Source organism: Bacillus carboniphilus (assembly GCF_020524035.2).
Lineage (GTDB): Bacteria > Bacillota > Bacilli > Bacillales > JAIVKR01 > Bacillus_CC.
On the sequence record NZ_CP129013.1, the window covers coordinates 1,258,883 to 1,274,400 of the forward strand.

Below are 15,518 nucleotides of genomic sequence, written 5' to 3' on the forward strand. Positions count from 1 at the left end.
TGTTGTCCCTAGGATGGGGACGTTCTTAGCCCGTGAACCATACTGTACGTACACTCCGAGTGCTCAAAGCTACACCGCCTCGTTCTTCTCGGCTCTTTTCCCCCTACTTTTTGAACACGCACTAATAGGAGATTTTTACGCGTCTGTAAAACTAAATCCATCCTCTAAAACGGGATGCTTCAGCCATTTTGCGAACACCAACCATATAAGCAGCTAAACGCATATCTATTTTTCTATTATAGGATGTGTTATAAATGTTATTGAATGCTTTCACCATTACATTCTCTAGTTTTTTCTCTACTTCTTCCTCTGTCCAATAATAGCCTTGATTATTTTGAACCCACTCAAAATAAGAAACGGTAACTCCACCAGCACTTGCCAACACATCTGGGACTAGTAAAATACCCCTATCTGTTAAAATTTTCGTTGCTTCTATCGTGGTTGGTCCATTCGCAGCTTCAACGATAATAGATGCTCGAATGTTATATGCATTTTCTTCTGTTATTTGATTACCTATTGCAGCAGGAACGAGTATATCACAGTCCAATTCTAATAGTTCTTGATTTGTTATGGTATCATTAAATAAATTGGTTACCGTTCCAAAGCTATCTCTTCGATCCAATAAATAATCAATATCTAATCCGTTCTCATCATATAACCCACCATTAGCATCAGAGATACCAACGACTAAAGCTCCTGCATCATGCATAAATTTTGCTAAATAACTACCCGCATTTCCAAATCCTTGAACAACCACTTTTGCACCTTGTAAGTTAATCCCCTTTTTTCGCGCTGCCTCTTGTATGCATATTGTTACTCCCTTTGCAGTTGCTGACTCTCTTCCATGTGAACCTCCTAAAACAAGTGGCTTTCCAGTGATAAAACCTGGGGAATTAAATTCATACGACTATACTCATCCATCATCCAAGCCATGATTTGTGAGTTTGTAAAAACATCGGGAGCAGGGATATCTTTAGTGGGTCCGACAATTTGACTAATGGCTCTAACATATCCACGACTTAGTCTTTCTAATTCCCTAAAAGACATTTTACGCGGGTCACAAACAATACCACCTTTTCCACCACCATAAGGTAAATCTACGATTCCACATTTTAAACTCATCCAAATGGAAAGAGCTTTGACTTCTGTTTCCGTTACATCTGGATGAAATCGTATACCTCCTTTGGTTGGTCCTACAGCATCATTATGTTGTGCCCGGTAGCCAGTAAAAATTGAAACAGAACCATCGTCCATTCGAACAGGAATCTGGACTTTCATCATTCTCATTGGTTCTTTAAGTAGTTCATACACTTCTTCAGGATATCCTAGCTTTTCTAACGCATTATGTATAACAATTTGTGTTGATTTCAACACATCATGTGTCTTTTCTCCAGATTCTGTGTGTTTTTTGGCTACCATTATGTTGTTACCTCCTACAATGAATTCAGTTGATAATCTTTCATGACATAGTATACACCTTAACAACTTTTCTGGAAAGAATAAAAGAATAGAATCAGACTATAAATGTAAGCGATTTCAAACAGGCGGAATTAGTCTATAAAACAGGGACAATCATTTTGAATGTCCCTTAAACTACGCTTAATTTTTAAAAAGGTTAAAGTGTGTAGTAATCGTTTCAACAGCATTATCATCCATTATATTTTGCCCGTATTCTCCAAGGAATTCTGGGGTTATCGGAGTCGAACTACCATACTCAGCTAATATGGCGATTAATGAATCTAAATTAACCAATTCAGGAATATCTTTTATCCATAAGTAATATCTCCCTTGATATAGAAAGAGTGTACCACCAGTTACTTGGATAGTTGATAAAACATGACCTAGTCGAATGACATCTTCAAATTGATCAAATCCATATAGTACAGCATTTCTTTCATCAAGCATTACTTGCATTTCAATAACATCATCGATGAACTCTTCATCCAATGTATCTATTTGACTTTTTGTTACAATAATTACCATCCCTTGTGCTTGAAGAGAGAATACTTCAATAGCTATGGGACCATTCGGTTCAAAGCCCAACTCTTCACTAGCTTCATTCATCATGTCTTGGAAAAGCTGATGTACCTTGAGCGAATCTCGCCACAAATCTTCCCTAGATAATCCCCTATCCATCAAATCATCTAATGTTAAAAAAATCTTTATTTTATCATAATTCAAGCGCTCAAGTCGCATCCTTTTCCCTCCCAGCAGTTGAAAACTCTCAAACGTTTCTACACTATTGTATGAAAAATGAGCGAGATGGTTCTTAAGTTAATAACAGTTTACAACCTTCCATTCAATAAGACAAGGCTTATTGCTTGTACATCCCTTAGTTAGCTTTCATAATGGTCAATTGATGGGTTTCACTTTTGGCACCTATTCGCATTGGAATACCTGTTGTACCGTATCCATTACTCACTAAAACAGCAGTATGACCATAATAATCAAGGCTACCTTTTTTATAAAAACCAATTGGACCTAATCTAATTTGTCCACCATGCGTGTGTCCAGAAAGAACGAGATCAACCTCCGATTTTTTTCCTAGTTGTGATATGACATTAGGGTGGTGACTAACTAATATTGTAAATCCACAAATTCCTTCTAATGCTTTGTCCAGACGATCTCTTTGTTTTGAAATATCATCTATCCCTGCCAAGTTTAGGGTGCCATTTTTCAATTGTAAAGTAATAGCGCAATTATTCAGAACAATAATCCCTAATTCAAGCAATAAAGCATCCAGGTTCCTTGCACCAATCTCTTCATCATTATTACCATATACAAAATATACAGGCGCAATTTTCTTAAGTTCTACTAAATTTTTTTTAACTCTTTTTAATGAAACTCCTTTTTCTGCTAGATCTCCACCAATGATAACCACATCAATTGGCTGATCAATTTGATCCAATAACTTTTTTGAAATCAGTCTCCTGTGAATATCGGATATAAAAAAAATGTTAACCTGTTCATTGTCACTCGGAAAGTTTGAAAAGGTTAACACTTGTTTAATTAAATGATTATCAAATGCATTTTTAACCATCATGATATTTATGAAAACGATAAAGGCTACCCCAATAATGATAATTGAAACAGTCATTCTGACCCTCCAGTATCGTATGTCGTTTCTCTCTGCATATTAATTGTCATTCCACTATAGAGGACAGAAAAAACAATCAATAATATTGTTTGCCATGCACCTAAACTAAATAAGAGATAGAAAGAAACGAACACCATACTCCCTATGATTAAATCCAACCAATTTATTCGGTTATTTTTTCTTAAGAAAGGAAGTTGCTCTACAAATAGATTCAATATTTTTGAATTAAAAACAAACCCGAAAAAAAGACACACCATCGCTAATACAAAATTTAACGGCTGACTAATCAGGTCATATAAGAAATAATCAATTTCTAATGGACTAGCTTCAGGAAAAAAGCTAATCATTAAATAACCTGCAATAAAACCAAAAAATAAATAAAAAATATGAAACATGATTATCCCTCCCCTACAAACTATGTAAGAGAGGAATGGTTCATGTCGTTATTTTTCTTCAAATATTTCGAGAACCCTAAACCCGTTTTTTTCTAGCTTACTTAAAAATTCAGGAATATTATCTTTCTTTTCGATTTTCAAGACAATTCTTCTGACTAACTTGTCTGTTTCATCAAAAGTGACAATTGAGATTATTTGTTCGTGATATTGTTTGGCTACCTCTGCTAAGCGGGCTAGTCTCCCACCTGCTTCAATGGATGTAATGGTAATTCTAACTCCATTCTTTTTCATCCCAAAAGCACTTTGAAATTGCTCTAAAACTTCATATCTTGTTACTAACCCTTTGAACTCAAGAGAGGAATCAACAACTGCTAAAGCTGGAAAATCCTTTAAACTTAACAGAATGCTCTCAAATTTTTCATCACCCGTTAAGAATGTATTTTGGTGGGTACATATTTTCCCTACTAGCACTTCTTTTAAAAATTGCTCTTTGTTAGAAGAACCTTCAAAAAAATGACGGTATATTTGATATCGAGTAACCATTCCTACATATCTTTGTTCATCTAGAACAGGGACTCCATCAATTTCATTTCTTTCTAATATATTTAATACTTCATCGACAGTTTGATCTAATTGCACAGTGATTGATTTATGCTTAGGAATCATAATACTACTAACGAACATGGAGATCACCTCATCTATATTTTTTACGTATCATCAAATTATATAACTGTATTTGTTGAATGTCATAATAAACTATTCGACATTTTTCTTAAATATCCTCTTTAGGACTCCTTATTTATTCTCAAAGTATAGGTTGATATCAAATTCTCTCTTCATAAAAGAATAAACTTCATCACGCTTACTCCATAATTGAGGTTCATTCCAGAGATCTGTACTCTTATCAATGAGCTCACAACGCAAATCATGAAATTCTTTTTCCGATTTTTCTTCCTTCTTCTTATAATAAATCGCCGTTGCATAGCAAGCAGCTATGACTAGAACGTAAAAAAGATGGTTTGACGTTTGAAAAAACAAGTCAAACATTTCCACGAGTTGATTATTTGATGGTTGGATGATCTCAATCCAAGCAAAATAAAAATAAACCAACGTCAATACAAAGGACAACCATAACCATCTCGTCGTTTTCACTTTGTATTGATCATACTTTTTCTTCCTTTTTACTATTCCTTTTAACATCTCTCTTGTCGGTTTATCTGCATATTTTTCTAACTGATCAATGCTTTTCTCCATCGTTCACCTCTCCATTCTTCATTAGTACAAGTTATGCTATTGAAGAACAGAGATTCATATTTTCAATCAGTAAGGGAATAATAGTTCATTTTTCTATTGGAATTTTTAACACTTGTCCTTCAAATAGTTGATTATCAGCTAATTGATTATACTCTTTTATTCGTTCAACAGCTGTTTCATCACCATAATATTCAACCGAAATTGAAGAAAGTGTTTCACCTTCTTTTACTGAATGCTCAATCGTTTCTATTTGTTCAGTTATTTGAGAAGGTTCATTTATAAGTGTGTAAGGTTGCTCCGTTGCCATTCTTTCATTACCTAAAGTAACCTGTATGAAATAAGTAATCAATATAACAAACGGTAAACAAATAAAGATAATGACCAATACAAAGGTTGTCGGTAGTGGTTTTTTCTTTTTTTTCTTCTTTCGGTGCACATCTACTCGAGAAGGAAGAGTATTATGGGATTGTTCAGCCGGTTTCTCCACCTTTTTCTCTCACCCCTTTAAATCTTTTGACAAATATTTTGTTCGAATTTGCAGGGCAAACACAAAATCGATTAAAAAATGCGCCAACATCGACGGAAGGATACTTTCCGTTATTTCATAGACAACACCAAGTAAAAAACTAACGAAAACAACCAATGAAAATAACAATACTTTCCCTAAATAACGAACATGAAGTAAAGCAAAAATAATACTAGCGGTGATTAATCCAAAACTCGTTTGAAGAACCCCTCTAAATAATAACTCCTCACAAAAGGCAATAAGAGCCGTTAAAAAGAATATTTCAATATAAGAGCGGTTCTGGAATAACTTTTCATTTATACCACCGTCATCATACCACTTCTCTGGTGCATATTTGACAATAGCTGTGTCCACTAAAATAACAAAGAGAGCGGTACCGTTACCAATTAGAATAAAGTTCGGTTGTGGATGTCCCCAAATATCCCGCCAAGACAGCCAGTTGTCAAAAAGAAAAAAGCTTAAAACAATCGCAGTGATTAAAATTAGTGCTTGTGTAAAATATAGCTGACTTCTAATTTGTTTATCGGTCAATCGTTCAATTACTTTCTGCTGCTTTTGAAACAATTTTGTCATCCTACTCTATTTTAAATATTCTTCGCAATTCTTCTTCCCATTTTAGATCCTGAGACTGTTCTTCTTTATTTACAGCATAGTATGTTTCTACCTTAATTCCACACCGGTCACAACATTGCTCTGGTTTTTCCTTTATCTGTTCACCAAAATAGTCCAATAGAAAAGTCCTTCTGCATGAAGAGAGGTACAAATATTCAAGCATTTTCTTCAATTTCCTTTTCTTTAATTGCTTGCGTTGTTCGATAATGTCTTTGATCTTTTCGATTAGCGTCGTGCAGTCATAAACAGAGGAAAGCTGACGAACATAATGGTGGATAAACCGCCATTGTACCTCTGATAAACCTAGTTGCGACCACTCATTTTCAGTTAAATCAATCTTAATTTTATTCGTTTTTTCATTGTATAGTTGCCTTATAATCGGATCAATCATTTCAACAGAAGGAAAGTCTTGTTCAATCAATGACTTCGGTAAATATACATCCGTTTCCATTATGAATGTATAGGCTATACTAAGTTCTCCATCTCTGCCCGCCCTTCCAATCTCTTGCATATAACTTTCGATTTGACCAGGAAAATGAAAATGGATGACAAACCGAATATTGGGCTTATTAATTCCCATACCAAAAGCATTCGTTGCTACAATGCACTTAAGTTGATTATTGATAAACTGATGTTGAATTAAACTTCTATCTTCATTTGATATGCCCGCATGATAAAAAGCAACAGATTTGAAGCCTTTGTCTTTTAAGAATTCGGCTATTTTTTCTGTCCACGATCGACTCGAACAATAAATTATACCTGGACCTTCTATTTCGGATAAAAGGTCATAGATTTTTACTAGTTTTTCATTTGCTGATAAAACCTTTTCAACTACAAAACTAATATTTGGGCGATTCACCGACTGAATGACATATTCCGGATCTTGAAAATGTAAATGATTCGAAATATCTTGTAATATTTCTAAAGTAGCCGTTGCTGTTACAGCTAAACAAGGAGGATTTCCTATTTCCTTTCGAATGGAGCCTAGTAACGAGTAATTAGGTCTAAAATCATGACCCCATTGCGAAATACAGTGTGCCTCATCTACAACAAATAAAGATACGTTAATCTCCTTTAACGCCTGTCTTATTTTTGGTGATTGAATAATTTCTGGAGATAAGTATACAAATCGATATTTCTCCAAATTAACAACCACCGATTCTTTTTCCTTAAACGTAAGCATACTGTTAATCGAAATTGCTCGTTTTTCTCCCTGTTCATTGAGTTGGTTCACTTGATCCTCCATCAATGAAATTAAAGGAGAAATAATCACCACAGTTCCTGGAAGTATATACCCTGGCAATTGGTAACATAAAGACTTCCCCCCTCCTGTAGGAAGCAACGCAATGACATCTCTTTGTGATAAAATGGAAGATATAATCTCTTTTTGACCTGGCCTAAAAGATAGATAGCCAAACTTTTCTTTTAAGGTTGCAAATAGACGATTCAATTTCCGGCCCTCCGCAATTTAGCAAGAGCTAATCGAATTTGAAAAAAACTGAATTGGTTATGTAAATCTTCTTTAATGACTGATAATTTTTGCACTTTTTTTCCCTTCAAATAATTATTAATGATGTTATAATCTTTTTCACTTAAAAGAGGCTCAACTTCAAAGTCGTTTAGATGAAAAGCAAGCTCAACAAAATGATCTTCGATGGTTCCAGTCTTCAGTTTTCTTATAGTGGAAATCTGCTCAATTGTGTATCCTTTTTCATAGAAAAACAATGTTTTCCTAGTTGATTGAGTTAATGTTTCATAGTCAAGAAAATCTTCCATAAGCCTATAAAGTAAGGGATATACAGCTTGATTATTAGAGAGCGATTCGATCATTTTATGAATAGTCGCCCAAAACCAAACATCAATATATTCTTTATCTTTATGAAAGAAATCTCCTAACTGCAAGTTTGTTAATCCTGCTCGATTATAAACAGATAAACGGAATGTAATTAATAACGCTTCCTCATCAGTAAGAGAGGATAACAGTTCGTGTAACTGTTTATGAGACTGGTTAATAATCTCTTGTTTTGATAAAGGCATTGAGAGTAAAAAATTTTTCACCTTGGTTTGTTGTTGCCGATCTTTCATAACAGGTTGAAAGGACTGTTGATAAGCAATATGGGAAACAGATTGTATATATAGTGCTAATCTATTCCAAAACCTCCGATCAATATTTTGATATTTTAACCCCTCTAAGGCATTTGGCATAGGTCGTCCAATCAATAAACGACCTAATAATATCTTGCCTTCTGTTGTTAGTATATAACTATTCTCCGTTTGTCGATCGATCACCTTTTGCTCCTCTAAATAGATAATCACTTCAATAAAAGAGTATTTTGTTAATTGCATAAATACACCAAAAAGATTCGTTAATTTAAATAAATAGCTGTCTTGAATGGTTTGCGAAGATTTTTTCCCATTTAGTATATGAAGGACTGCCGAAACCGTTCTTTGACCGTCCAGATGATTTAAGCAATATAGGATACAAACATGTAAATAAGAAAACGAAAGGATTTCGCTTTTCTCGTTAACCGATAATTCTTTTGAAGAGAGGACCACAATCCCACCTCGTATTTTAGAGTACCAATGTGATCATTTTATCATAAAAATATACTAAAAGGTGGATGATCATGCTTTATTGAGCTTTATCTATAGAAATTTTTTCTTTCCAAAAAAACCATTGCTGAACTCTATGAAAATAGCAAAACCCTTGTATGATAAGCATTCTCAATGAGTTTTCTGTTGAAATGTTTTAATTTCCCCTTTAAAATAAACATAGTCCCATAAAATATAGAGAATGAAAATCCAGCAAAAGAAAACACTTCTAAAGGAAGTTGTCTATAGTTATTTATAATATTACAGGAGGTAGAAAGATGGCTAAATATACAATTGTTGATAAAGATACTTGCATCGCTTGTGGTGCTTGCGGAGCAGCAGCTCCAGACATTTATGATTATGATGACGAGGGCATTGCTTTCGTAACACTTGATGATAACCAAGGAACGGTTGAAGTTCCTGAAATATTAGAGGAAGACATGATTGATGCTTTTGAAGGTTGTCCAACAGATTCTATCAAAGTAGCTGATGAATCGTTTGACGGGGACGCTTTAAAATTCGAATAGGATCTGAATATAAAGGATAAGCATGTGCTATGAAAAGTACACATGCTTTTTTATTTATTAAAAGTAAAACCGATATCATTAAACGAGGTTTTTTTACTCAATATATACGTTGTAATTCTTCTTGAAACTCAATAAAAGTAATGGGTTGTAAAAACTTCATTTATCCTCTATCTGTAAAAAGTCAAAAAACCTCTAGATTAAATGACTAGAGGTTTTTCATTTATTTTAATCAACTGCCATCTATCTCAAAAAAACTTATACAACTTGAGTTGTAATCCATTTACTTAACCGTTTATAAACCATTAAAAAGACCATCCCAACAATTAATCCTTTGAGCATATTAAAAGGCATGATGATCTTTACAATTTTCTCTATTGGCATTTCTGGAATATTCATAAAGAAAGCATAAAGCGGAAAAATCACGAAATAGTTGGCAATTGCCATTCCAATTGTCATAATAAGTGTTCCGAGACCAATCCCTACCACTAACCCTTTGGTTGAGTTTAATTTTTTAAACATAAGGGCTACTGGAATGACAAACATCGATCCTGCTAAGAAGTTTGCAAACTGTCCTATCGGAACTCCCGTTTGACTAGAAGTAAATAAATAATGAAATCCATTTTTTAAAAACTCCACTAAAATGCCGCTAATAGGCCCAAACATAATAGCTGCAATTACGGCAGGTATATCACTAAAATCAATTTTCAAAAACGGAGGAAATCCTGGAAAAGGAAAATCCAACATCATCAATAAAAACGACAAACTTCCTAACATTGAAACTGTGACTAATTTTTTCACTTTCATTTTTACCTCTCCTTTTTCAAGAAGATCCATCTTGAAAAGAAGGAATGGTCCTTTAATCTGCTTTTACAAACTAAAACGCACCTCAAAACTCCAAGAAGCCTCAAAGAGGCATTAAAGAAGGAAGAGGTGCGTCTGATTTATATGCAGACTAAATAAACGTTTGATACTATCTTTTTCAAACGAGAACCTCCATCTTCTCCCATCCAGACTATACTGTCGGCTTCGGAATCTCACCGAATCCTGCCTTGCGGCTCGCGGGCTTAGAAACAAGTTTCATCACCGCCGGTAGGGAATTTCACCCTGCCCCGAAGATAGATCTAACCTATATAATATTTTCATAATAAGTATACTAGAATATTAGTCATTTGTGAATCTTTTTGTATTTGAATTAACTTTTGTCTTTTCGGTTAATATTAAGATTAATTATTAATTTTGTAAATAAAGATTTTATTATTCCTATTTTTATTGACAAATGTACTTTACTATGATAAATTATCTGATATTTTGATATAGTTATAATGTTTCAAATTCACTCGAACTAATAAATAGGAGGAAAAACCATGTTCCGTGTTCTCGTTGCTGATCCAATAAGTGAAGAAGGCTTGCAACCTCTTCTTGAATCTCCTTTAGTCTCCTTAACGATCAAAAAAGTCGATGAAGTAAAACAAGAATTGCATGAATTTGATGCGATTTTAGTAAGAAGTGCTACACACGTTTCTGAACTATTGATTAAAAAAATGAAAAAGCTAAAAATTATCGCTAGAGCTGGTGTTGGTGTTGATAATATTGATATAGATGCTGCCACTAAATACGGAGTTGTCGTTATTAATGCCCCTAACGGTAACACCATCTCAACTGCAGAGCACACTTTTGCGATGATGGCCTCACTTATGCGCCATATCCCACAAGCTTCACAATCTGTCAAGCAAGGTGAATGGAAACGTTCTTCCTTTGTAGGAGCTGAACTTTATCAAAAGAGATTAGGCATTATCGGATTTGGTCGCATAGGCGGTGAAATTTCAAAAAGAGCGAAAGCATTCGGTATGGAAGTCATCGTTTTTGATCCTTTTTTAAACAAATCAAAAGCTGAAAAGTTTGGTGTTCAATACGCTTCTTTACATGAGTTGCTGGAACAATCAGACATTATAACCGTTCATACTCCTTTAACAAAGGAAACCAAACATTTAATTAATAACAAGACAGTGCAACTAACAAAACAAGGCGTTTACTTCATTAATTGTGCTAGAGGTGGAATTATTGATGAGGGTATGTTAATTGAGTTTTTAGAGAATGGTCACATTGGGGGTGTCGCATTAGATGTATTTGAAGTAGAACCACCTGTAAACCACAAACTGATAGCGCACAATAAAGTTATTACAACCCCTCATTTAGGAGCATCTACAAAAGAGGCTCAGTTAAATGTAGCCTCACAAGTTGCTGAGGAAGTATTAGCATTCTTAAAGGGACATCCTGTTACATCATCGATTAATTTACCTACTTTATCGAAAGAGGTTTATCGTGCGATTAAACCTTACTATCATTTGGCAAAAAAAATTGGTTCGTTCATTTCTCAATGCATGCAAGAACCCGTTCAAGAGATTTCCATTAGCTATGAAGGTTCAGTTACAGAACTTGAAACACCTTTTATTACGAAAAGTTTATTGGCTAGTTTTTTAAATGAACGAATTGACTTTACGGTAAACGAAGTCAACGCTGGAATTGTCGCCACTGAAAGAGGAATAAGCTATAGCGAGAAGAAGCAATCCAACCTTTCTGGATATGAAAACTGTTTAACCGTTGAAGTAAAAGGTGAACAACATTATTTCACCGTTAAAGCCACCTCTATTCCAAATTTCGGAGAAAGAATTGTTAAAGTGAATGACTTCAATATCGACTTTTATCCAAACGGACCGATCCTCTATGTTCAGCATTTAGACAAACCAGGCGTGATTGGGCATGTTGGTAACATTTTAGGTAATTATGATGTTAATATTGCCACTATGCAAGTAGGACGGAAAAAAGCAGGTGGAGAGGCCATCATGATGCTTACCTTTGACAAACAAGTCGATGTAGCTGTCATTAATGAATTAAAAGAATTACAGGATATCCTTTCAATTATAGAAATATTTGTTTGAGAAAGTTTTTTGGCGTCCATCACCTAACGATAGACGCCATTTTTCAGTTTTTCTGTTTGTTCGCTCTTAAATCTTCTGAATCCTTTTTACGATCCTCCAAAGTCCTTTCTACTACTTCCCCGTTTATTTGCAACTCCTGTTTAGGATAGATCAAATCAGACTTTAGCGAATTCCATTCCATTAATTCATCTACAGTTACTTGATACTTTCTTGAAATGGCCCATAAAGTGTCTCCTTTTTCAACTTTAACGACAAACTGACGTTCTGTTTCCTCCATTTTTGAAGCTTGAACCACTTGATCATCATCTCTATGATTATTTTGCTCAAATACAAACAGTGGATCAATTGCGTTTTGTTTATCCATTGTCCACTCTTTGTTATGTATTTCGAAGTGAAGGTGAATACCCGTTGAATTGCCCGTACTACCCACGATCCCAATCACTTGACCTTTGCTTACTTTTTCTCCTTCACTAACAGACCTTTTACTCAAATGAGCGTATACGGTTTCATATTGTCCACCATGATTAATAAAAACCACATTTCCATATGAAGAAGAGTAATAAGATCTCGACACCGTCCCATTTTCAACGGTCATTACTTTGGCATCTTTTTCAGTAGAAATATCAATCCCTTTATGATGTCCTCCTCTAGATCCAAAATGATCCGTAATATCCCCTTCAATCGGTATAACCCACTCTTCTTTTATGTATTGATTTATATTTTCTTCCGCATTAACGACTATTCCAGTTAAAAAAAGGATGCTAATACACAACGCCATAACAATGACAATGCCTATTCTTTTTAAGTAGTCAATCATAATAACCCTCCATATATTTATAATAATAGGTTGCTGAATAGTAAGGGGGCTGTGTCTCTCTCAGATACGCAATATAAAATAGGTCCTCTAGTTGATCTGTTACCATCGTCCAATAGAATGATTTTGAGATATTGTATGATCACTTGTCTATTAATAGAACAAAAACTAGTATATTGCAATATATGGTATACCATGCATGATTTTCGAAAAAAATTTTTCTTTTTTTGAAATTGGGGCATAACCTCTTAAAAATAAACGTAAAAAGGGGCTGTTCAGAAGGTCCATTTTCATAGTAAATGAGGACAAATTGAAACCCCAAAAATGTCGTTATAACAACATTTTTGGGGTTTACTTTTATCAAGGTTTTGTCTAAAAAAGTTACTTTTCAGACAGCCCTTCGTTCTCCATTTTAGTCATTTCTTTTTAATTAATAGGGTTAGGTGAAAAAGGAACATTAATGGGTTGATCTAAATTCCATTTACCTATTTGCTTTTCATTTATCCCTTTAAAATGAACTTGCTCGTAATTAAATTCTTTTGCTGTCATTAATATCGCCTCTATCATAAATATAGCTTCCTGTGAGCTATTCACTTTTTCACCATTGTTTACAAAAACAATAAGGGTTCGGCCACCTTCACTCGTCTCTATATCAAGGTCTAAAGAAGGATCAATGGATGGTAACAAAAATTGATTACCTTCCTTCATGAAGTTGAACGCCTCTGATATGTTTTTAAACTTTTTATTAGAAGGAACTAAAAAATCTCTTTCTACTGATAATTTTAAATAAGCTCTCTGTTGATTCATTTCAGGCAATAAGTCAACACTCTTTTCATTCATGACGATTTTTAATTGTTTATTATGCCACCTGAATGACTCTTCTATAAACTTTATTATATTATCTGAATCCGGCGCGTCTTGGGAAACTTTCAATACAATTTCCTGATCAGCTTTCATTACATCAATATATTGAAAAAAAATCTCCACTTAAGTTTACATTATCTAAACTCCCATATTCATTAAAAACATTGTTATACTTTTCTAATAAAGTATCCCCTCTAATATTTCTGAAGGAAATAGGAATGAAGTCATTATTTTGGTTATAAGGGAACGCTAAGGTCACTGTATCTTTTCGGTCTTGAGCAACATAAGAAACAACTTCACTATCTACTATATTTGCTTTATCAAGCTTCATTTCATCGTTCGACTCTTGCATAATCGTTCCTTGCTCTTGTTCATCTATACTATACATTTCTATATTGCTACTCTCTGACGATTTGTCTTCAGCTATATTTTGTTGATTTTGGGGAGAATCGAATAAAGGAATAGATAGTAAAAGAACAATCATTCCTACTGCAACTACAGCAATGCCCGGAAGAAAACTCTTTTTTTAAGTGAGCTTTTTCTTGATTTCTTTCAGAAATTTTTTCGAATAACTTTTCTTTTGACTGATTATCCTTCAATGGAGGTAATTGTTTTAATAAAGATTCTATTTCTTTATCATTCCAATGTGATTTTTTCATTTATTTTTCCCTCCTTTTCAATGGCTAATTCAGACATTTGATCCTTTAGCTTTTTTAGTGCTCGATGTTGGGTTGTTTTTACTTTACTTTGTGACCATTTCAATACTTGTGCTGTTTCAACAATTGATAATTGCTGAATATATCTTAGTATCACAACTGCTCGCTGATTTTCATTACAGCAGTCTAGCGCTTCATATATTAGCTTAACAGATTCACTCTGAACCACGATTTCTTCTGGTAGTGGTTTCGAATCGGATATAGATAATGCATCAATGTCTAATTTATTCATCAAACGTTGTTTCCACGTCTTTTGTTGTCGAAAATAATCCATAGCAACATTTCTAGCGATGGAAAATAACCATGTTTTTTGGCTGCTTCTTCCCTCAAACTTTTCATAGCTTTTTAACACCTTTATATAAACCTCTTGAACTAGGTCATCAACTACATCTGGTTTTTTTACCATATACATTAAAAATTGATAGATTTCTTTATGGTATTGATCATACAGCTCCTGAAAGGCCTCTTCCATCAATTCACCCTCCATTCTTTTATTAGTCGTTACATGTATAAAAAAGTTACATATTTGTTGTCAAAAACAACTATTGCTTACTTACAAAAAAACAGGCCCTGTAACAGGACCATTAAGAGCTTTTATCTGTTTTAAAAACGATCGCACTTCGTTCATATTCTACATCGTTTACTTGAAGCCTGTAATTAATTACCCTTGCCAATGCAAATAAATAGTCCGATAACCGGTTGATATACATTAAAACAAGATTATGGATTTGATGCTCTCTCTTTAAAGAAACAATTTGCCTTTCCGCCCTTCTCGTTACCGCACGGGCACTATGAATCAAGGTAGCACTCTTAGACCCACCAGGTAAAATAAACTTTTCTAAAGCTGGAGCCTCATCAACATAATCATCAATTCTCTTTTCTAAATCATCAATCATTGCCTGAGTTGTTTTAAAAGGATGCTTATTTTTTTCATAAACTACCGCCAAATCACTTCCGCAGTCAAATAGTTCATGTTGAATTTTTTGTAACTCATTATAAATACGACTAAATTGCTCTTTAGGTAACTCTGCCATCGCTTGACCAATCAAGCAATTCACTTCATCAATCGTTCCATAAGCCTCAACTCGTAAATCATCTTTATCCACTCTTGCCCCTATAAGACTCGTTTTTCCTTCATCACCTGAACGTGTATATATTTTCATTGGACCCACTCCTCTGACA

At 34.2% G+C, this 15,518-nt stretch carries 18 protein-coding genes, 1 pseudogene and 1 riboswitch; of the genes and pseudogenes, 2 read left to right on the forward strand and 17 right to left on the reverse strand.

Annotated elements, in window-relative coordinates:
* Positions 1-151: 151 nt before the first annotated feature.
* From LC087_RS06420 to LC087_RS06465, 10 genes and pseudogenes are all read right to left on the reverse strand, one after another.
* Positions 152-1,419: pseudogene (locus LC087_RS06420) on the reverse strand (Glu/Leu/Phe/Val family dehydrogenase).
* A gap of 180 nt (positions 1,420-1,599) precedes the next feature.
* Positions 1,600-2,196, reverse strand: coding sequence for a genetic competence negative regulator (locus LC087_RS06425; RefSeq protein WP_226538576.1), 597 nt, complete (start codon positions 2,194-2,196; stop codon positions 1,600-1,602).
* A 136-nt stretch (positions 2,197-2,332) separates the two neighbouring features.
* Complete coding sequence (locus tag LC087_RS06430) at positions 2,333-3,097, reverse strand: metallophosphoesterase (RefSeq protein WP_226538577.1); 765 nt, start codon at positions 3,095-3,097, stop codon at positions 2,333-2,335.
* A complete protein-coding gene (locus LC087_RS06435; protein ID WP_226538578.1) occupies positions 3,094-3,492 on the reverse strand; it encodes a hypothetical protein in 399 nt (132 codons plus the stop codon). Before LC087_RS06435 ends, LC087_RS06430 begins: the two co-directional genes overlap by 4 nt.
* 48 nt (positions 3,493-3,540) lie before the next feature.
* Positions 3,541-4,176, reverse strand: a complete 636-nt coding sequence (locus LC087_RS06440; RefSeq protein ID WP_226538579.1) for a CBS domain-containing protein — start codon at positions 4,174-4,176, stop codon at positions 3,541-3,543.
* 111 nt (positions 4,177-4,287) lie between these two features.
* A complete protein-coding gene (locus tag LC087_RS06445; RefSeq protein ID WP_226538580.1) occupies positions 4,288-4,746 on the reverse strand; it encodes a DUF2663 family protein in 459 nt (152 codons plus the stop codon).
* An 85-nt stretch (positions 4,747-4,831) separates the two neighbouring features.
* Positions 4,832-5,233 carry a LysM peptidoglycan-binding domain-containing protein gene (locus LC087_RS06450; RefSeq protein ID WP_226538581.1) on the reverse strand — a complete coding sequence of 134 codons (402 nt, stop codon included), beginning with the start codon at positions 5,231-5,233 and terminating at the stop codon, positions 4,832-4,834.
* 9 nt (positions 5,234-5,242) lie between these two features.
* A complete protein-coding gene (locus tag LC087_RS06455) occupies positions 5,243-5,845 on the reverse strand; it encodes a CPBP family intramembrane glutamic endopeptidase (RefSeq protein WP_371932655.1) in 603 nt (200 codons plus the stop codon).
* 1 nt (position 5,846) lies between these two features.
* A complete protein-coding gene (locus LC087_RS06460; protein ID WP_226538583.1) occupies positions 5,847-7,334 on the reverse strand; it encodes a RecQ family ATP-dependent DNA helicase in 1,488 nt (495 codons plus the stop codon).
* Positions 7,331-8,440, reverse strand: a complete 1,110-nt coding sequence (locus tag LC087_RS06465) for a YpbB family protein (protein WP_226538584.1) — start codon at positions 8,438-8,440, stop codon at positions 7,331-7,333. Before LC087_RS06465 ends, LC087_RS06460 begins: the two co-directional genes overlap by 4 nt.
* A gap of 314 nt (positions 8,441-8,754) precedes the next feature.
* Here LC087_RS06465 and LC087_RS06470 point away from each other — a divergent pair, with 314 nt between their 5' ends.
* Positions 8,755-9,003: a ferredoxin gene (locus LC087_RS06470; protein ID WP_226538585.1), complete on the forward strand. Its 249-nt coding sequence runs from the start codon at positions 8,755-8,757 to the stop codon at positions 9,001-9,003.
* 255 nt (positions 9,004-9,258) lie between these two features.
* Here the strand turns inward: LC087_RS06470 and LC087_RS06475 are convergent, their stop codons facing one another.
* Positions 9,259-9,807: an ECF transporter S component gene (locus LC087_RS06475; RefSeq protein WP_226538586.1), complete on the reverse strand. Its 549-nt coding sequence runs from the start codon at positions 9,805-9,807 to the stop codon at positions 9,259-9,261.
* A gap of 187 nt (positions 9,808-9,994) precedes the next feature.
* Positions 9,995-10,124, reverse strand: a riboswitch (FMN riboswitch).
* Between the two features lie 243 nt (positions 10,125-10,367).
* Here LC087_RS06475 and serA point away from each other — a divergent pair.
* Entirely contained in the window at positions 10,368-11,942 is a 1,575-nt protein-coding gene (gene serA / locus LC087_RS06480; protein ID WP_226538587.1) for a phosphoglycerate dehydrogenase, read from the forward strand.
* Positions 11,943-11,985: 43 nt separating this feature from the next.
* Here serA and LC087_RS06485 read toward each other — a convergent pair whose 3' ends face one another.
* From LC087_RS06485 to LC087_RS06510, 6 genes are all read right to left on the reverse strand, one after another.
* Positions 11,986-12,759, reverse strand: coding sequence for a peptidoglycan DD-metalloendopeptidase family protein (locus tag LC087_RS06485; RefSeq protein WP_226538588.1), 774 nt, complete (start codon positions 12,757-12,759; stop codon positions 11,986-11,988).
* Between the two features lie 423 nt (positions 12,760-13,182).
* On the reverse strand, positions 13,183-13,713 hold the full coding sequence (locus LC087_RS06490) for a hypothetical protein (protein ID WP_306020387.1): 531 nt from the start codon (positions 13,711-13,713) through the stop codon (positions 13,183-13,185).
* A 4-nt stretch (positions 13,714-13,717) separates the two neighbouring features.
* A complete protein-coding gene (locus LC087_RS06495) occupies positions 13,718-14,104 on the reverse strand; it encodes a hypothetical protein (RefSeq protein ID WP_306020389.1) in 387 nt (128 codons plus the stop codon).
* Positions 14,040-14,279: a hypothetical protein gene (locus LC087_RS06500; RefSeq protein WP_306020391.1), complete on the reverse strand. Its 240-nt coding sequence runs from the start codon at positions 14,277-14,279 to the stop codon at positions 14,040-14,042. The genes LC087_RS06495 and LC087_RS06500 overlap by 65 nt, the downstream gene beginning before the upstream one ends.
* Positions 14,257-14,808 carry an RNA polymerase sigma factor SigX gene (gene sigX, locus LC087_RS06505; protein ID WP_226538590.1) on the reverse strand — a complete coding sequence of 184 codons (552 nt, stop codon included), beginning with the start codon at positions 14,806-14,808 and terminating at the stop codon, positions 14,257-14,259. The genes LC087_RS06500 and sigX overlap by 23 nt, the downstream gene beginning before the upstream one ends.
* A 112-nt stretch (positions 14,809-14,920) precedes the next feature.
* Positions 14,921-15,499 carry a cob(I)yrinic acid a,c-diamide adenosyltransferase gene (locus LC087_RS06510; RefSeq protein WP_226538591.1) on the reverse strand — a complete coding sequence of 193 codons (579 nt, stop codon included), beginning with the start codon at positions 15,497-15,499 and terminating at the stop codon, positions 14,921-14,923.
* Positions 15,500-15,518 lie beyond the last annotated feature (19 nt).

Bases quoted from the DNA above. Each gene is read 5' to 3' on its own strand.
- LC087_RS06485 (WP_226538588.1), bottom strand. From the start codon at position 12,759: ATGATTGACTACTTAAAAAGAATAGGCATTGTCATTGTTATGGCGTTG.
- LC087_RS06430 (WP_226538577.1), bottom strand. From the start codon at position 3,097: ATGACTGTTTCAATTATCATTATTGGGGTAGCCTTTATCGTTTTCATA.
- LC087_RS06495 (WP_306020389.1), bottom strand. From the start codon at position 14,104: ATGATTGTTCTTTTACTATCTATTCCTTTATTCGATTCTCCCCAAAAT.
- LC087_RS06500 (WP_306020391.1), bottom strand. From the start codon at position 14,279: ATGAAAAAATCACATTGGAATGATAAAGAAATAGAATCTTTATTAAAA.
- LC087_RS06470 (WP_226538585.1), top strand. From the start codon at position 8,755: ATGGCTAAATATACAATTGTTGATAAAGATACTTGCATCGCTTGTGGT.
- LC087_RS06445 (WP_226538580.1), bottom strand. From the start codon at position 4,746: ATGGAGAAAAGCATTGATCAGTTAGAAAAATATGCAGATAAACCGACA.
- sigX (WP_226538590.1), bottom strand. From the start codon at position 14,808: ATGGAAGAGGCCTTTCAGGAGCTGTATGATCAATACCATAAAGAAATC.
- LC087_RS06475 (WP_226538586.1), bottom strand. From the start codon at position 9,807: ATGAAAGTGAAAAAATTAGTCACAGTTTCAATGTTAGGAAGTTTGTCG.
- LC087_RS06440 (WP_226538579.1), bottom strand. From the start codon at position 4,176: ATGTTCGTTAGTAGTATTATGATTCCTAAGCATAAATCAATCACTGTG.
- serA (WP_226538587.1), top strand. From the start codon at position 10,368: ATGTTCCGTGTTCTCGTTGCTGATCCAATAAGTGAAGAAGGCTTGCAA.
- LC087_RS06510 (WP_226538591.1), bottom strand. From the start codon at position 15,499: ATGAAAATATATACACGTTCAGGTGATGAAGGAAAAACGAGTCTTATA.
- LC087_RS06455 (WP_371932655.1), bottom strand. From the start codon at position 5,845: ATGACAAAATTGTTTCAAAAGCAGCAGAAAGTAATTGAACGATTGACC.
- LC087_RS06435 (WP_226538578.1), bottom strand. From the start codon at position 3,492: ATGTTTCATATTTTTTATTTATTTTTTGGTTTTATTGCAGGTTATTTA.
- LC087_RS06490 (WP_306020387.1), bottom strand. From the start codon at position 13,713: ATGAAAGCTGATCAGGAAATTGTATTGAAAGTTTCCCAAGACGCGCCG.
- LC087_RS06425 (WP_226538576.1), bottom strand. From the start codon at position 2,196: ATGCGACTTGAGCGCTTGAATTATGATAAAATAAAGATTTTTTTAACA.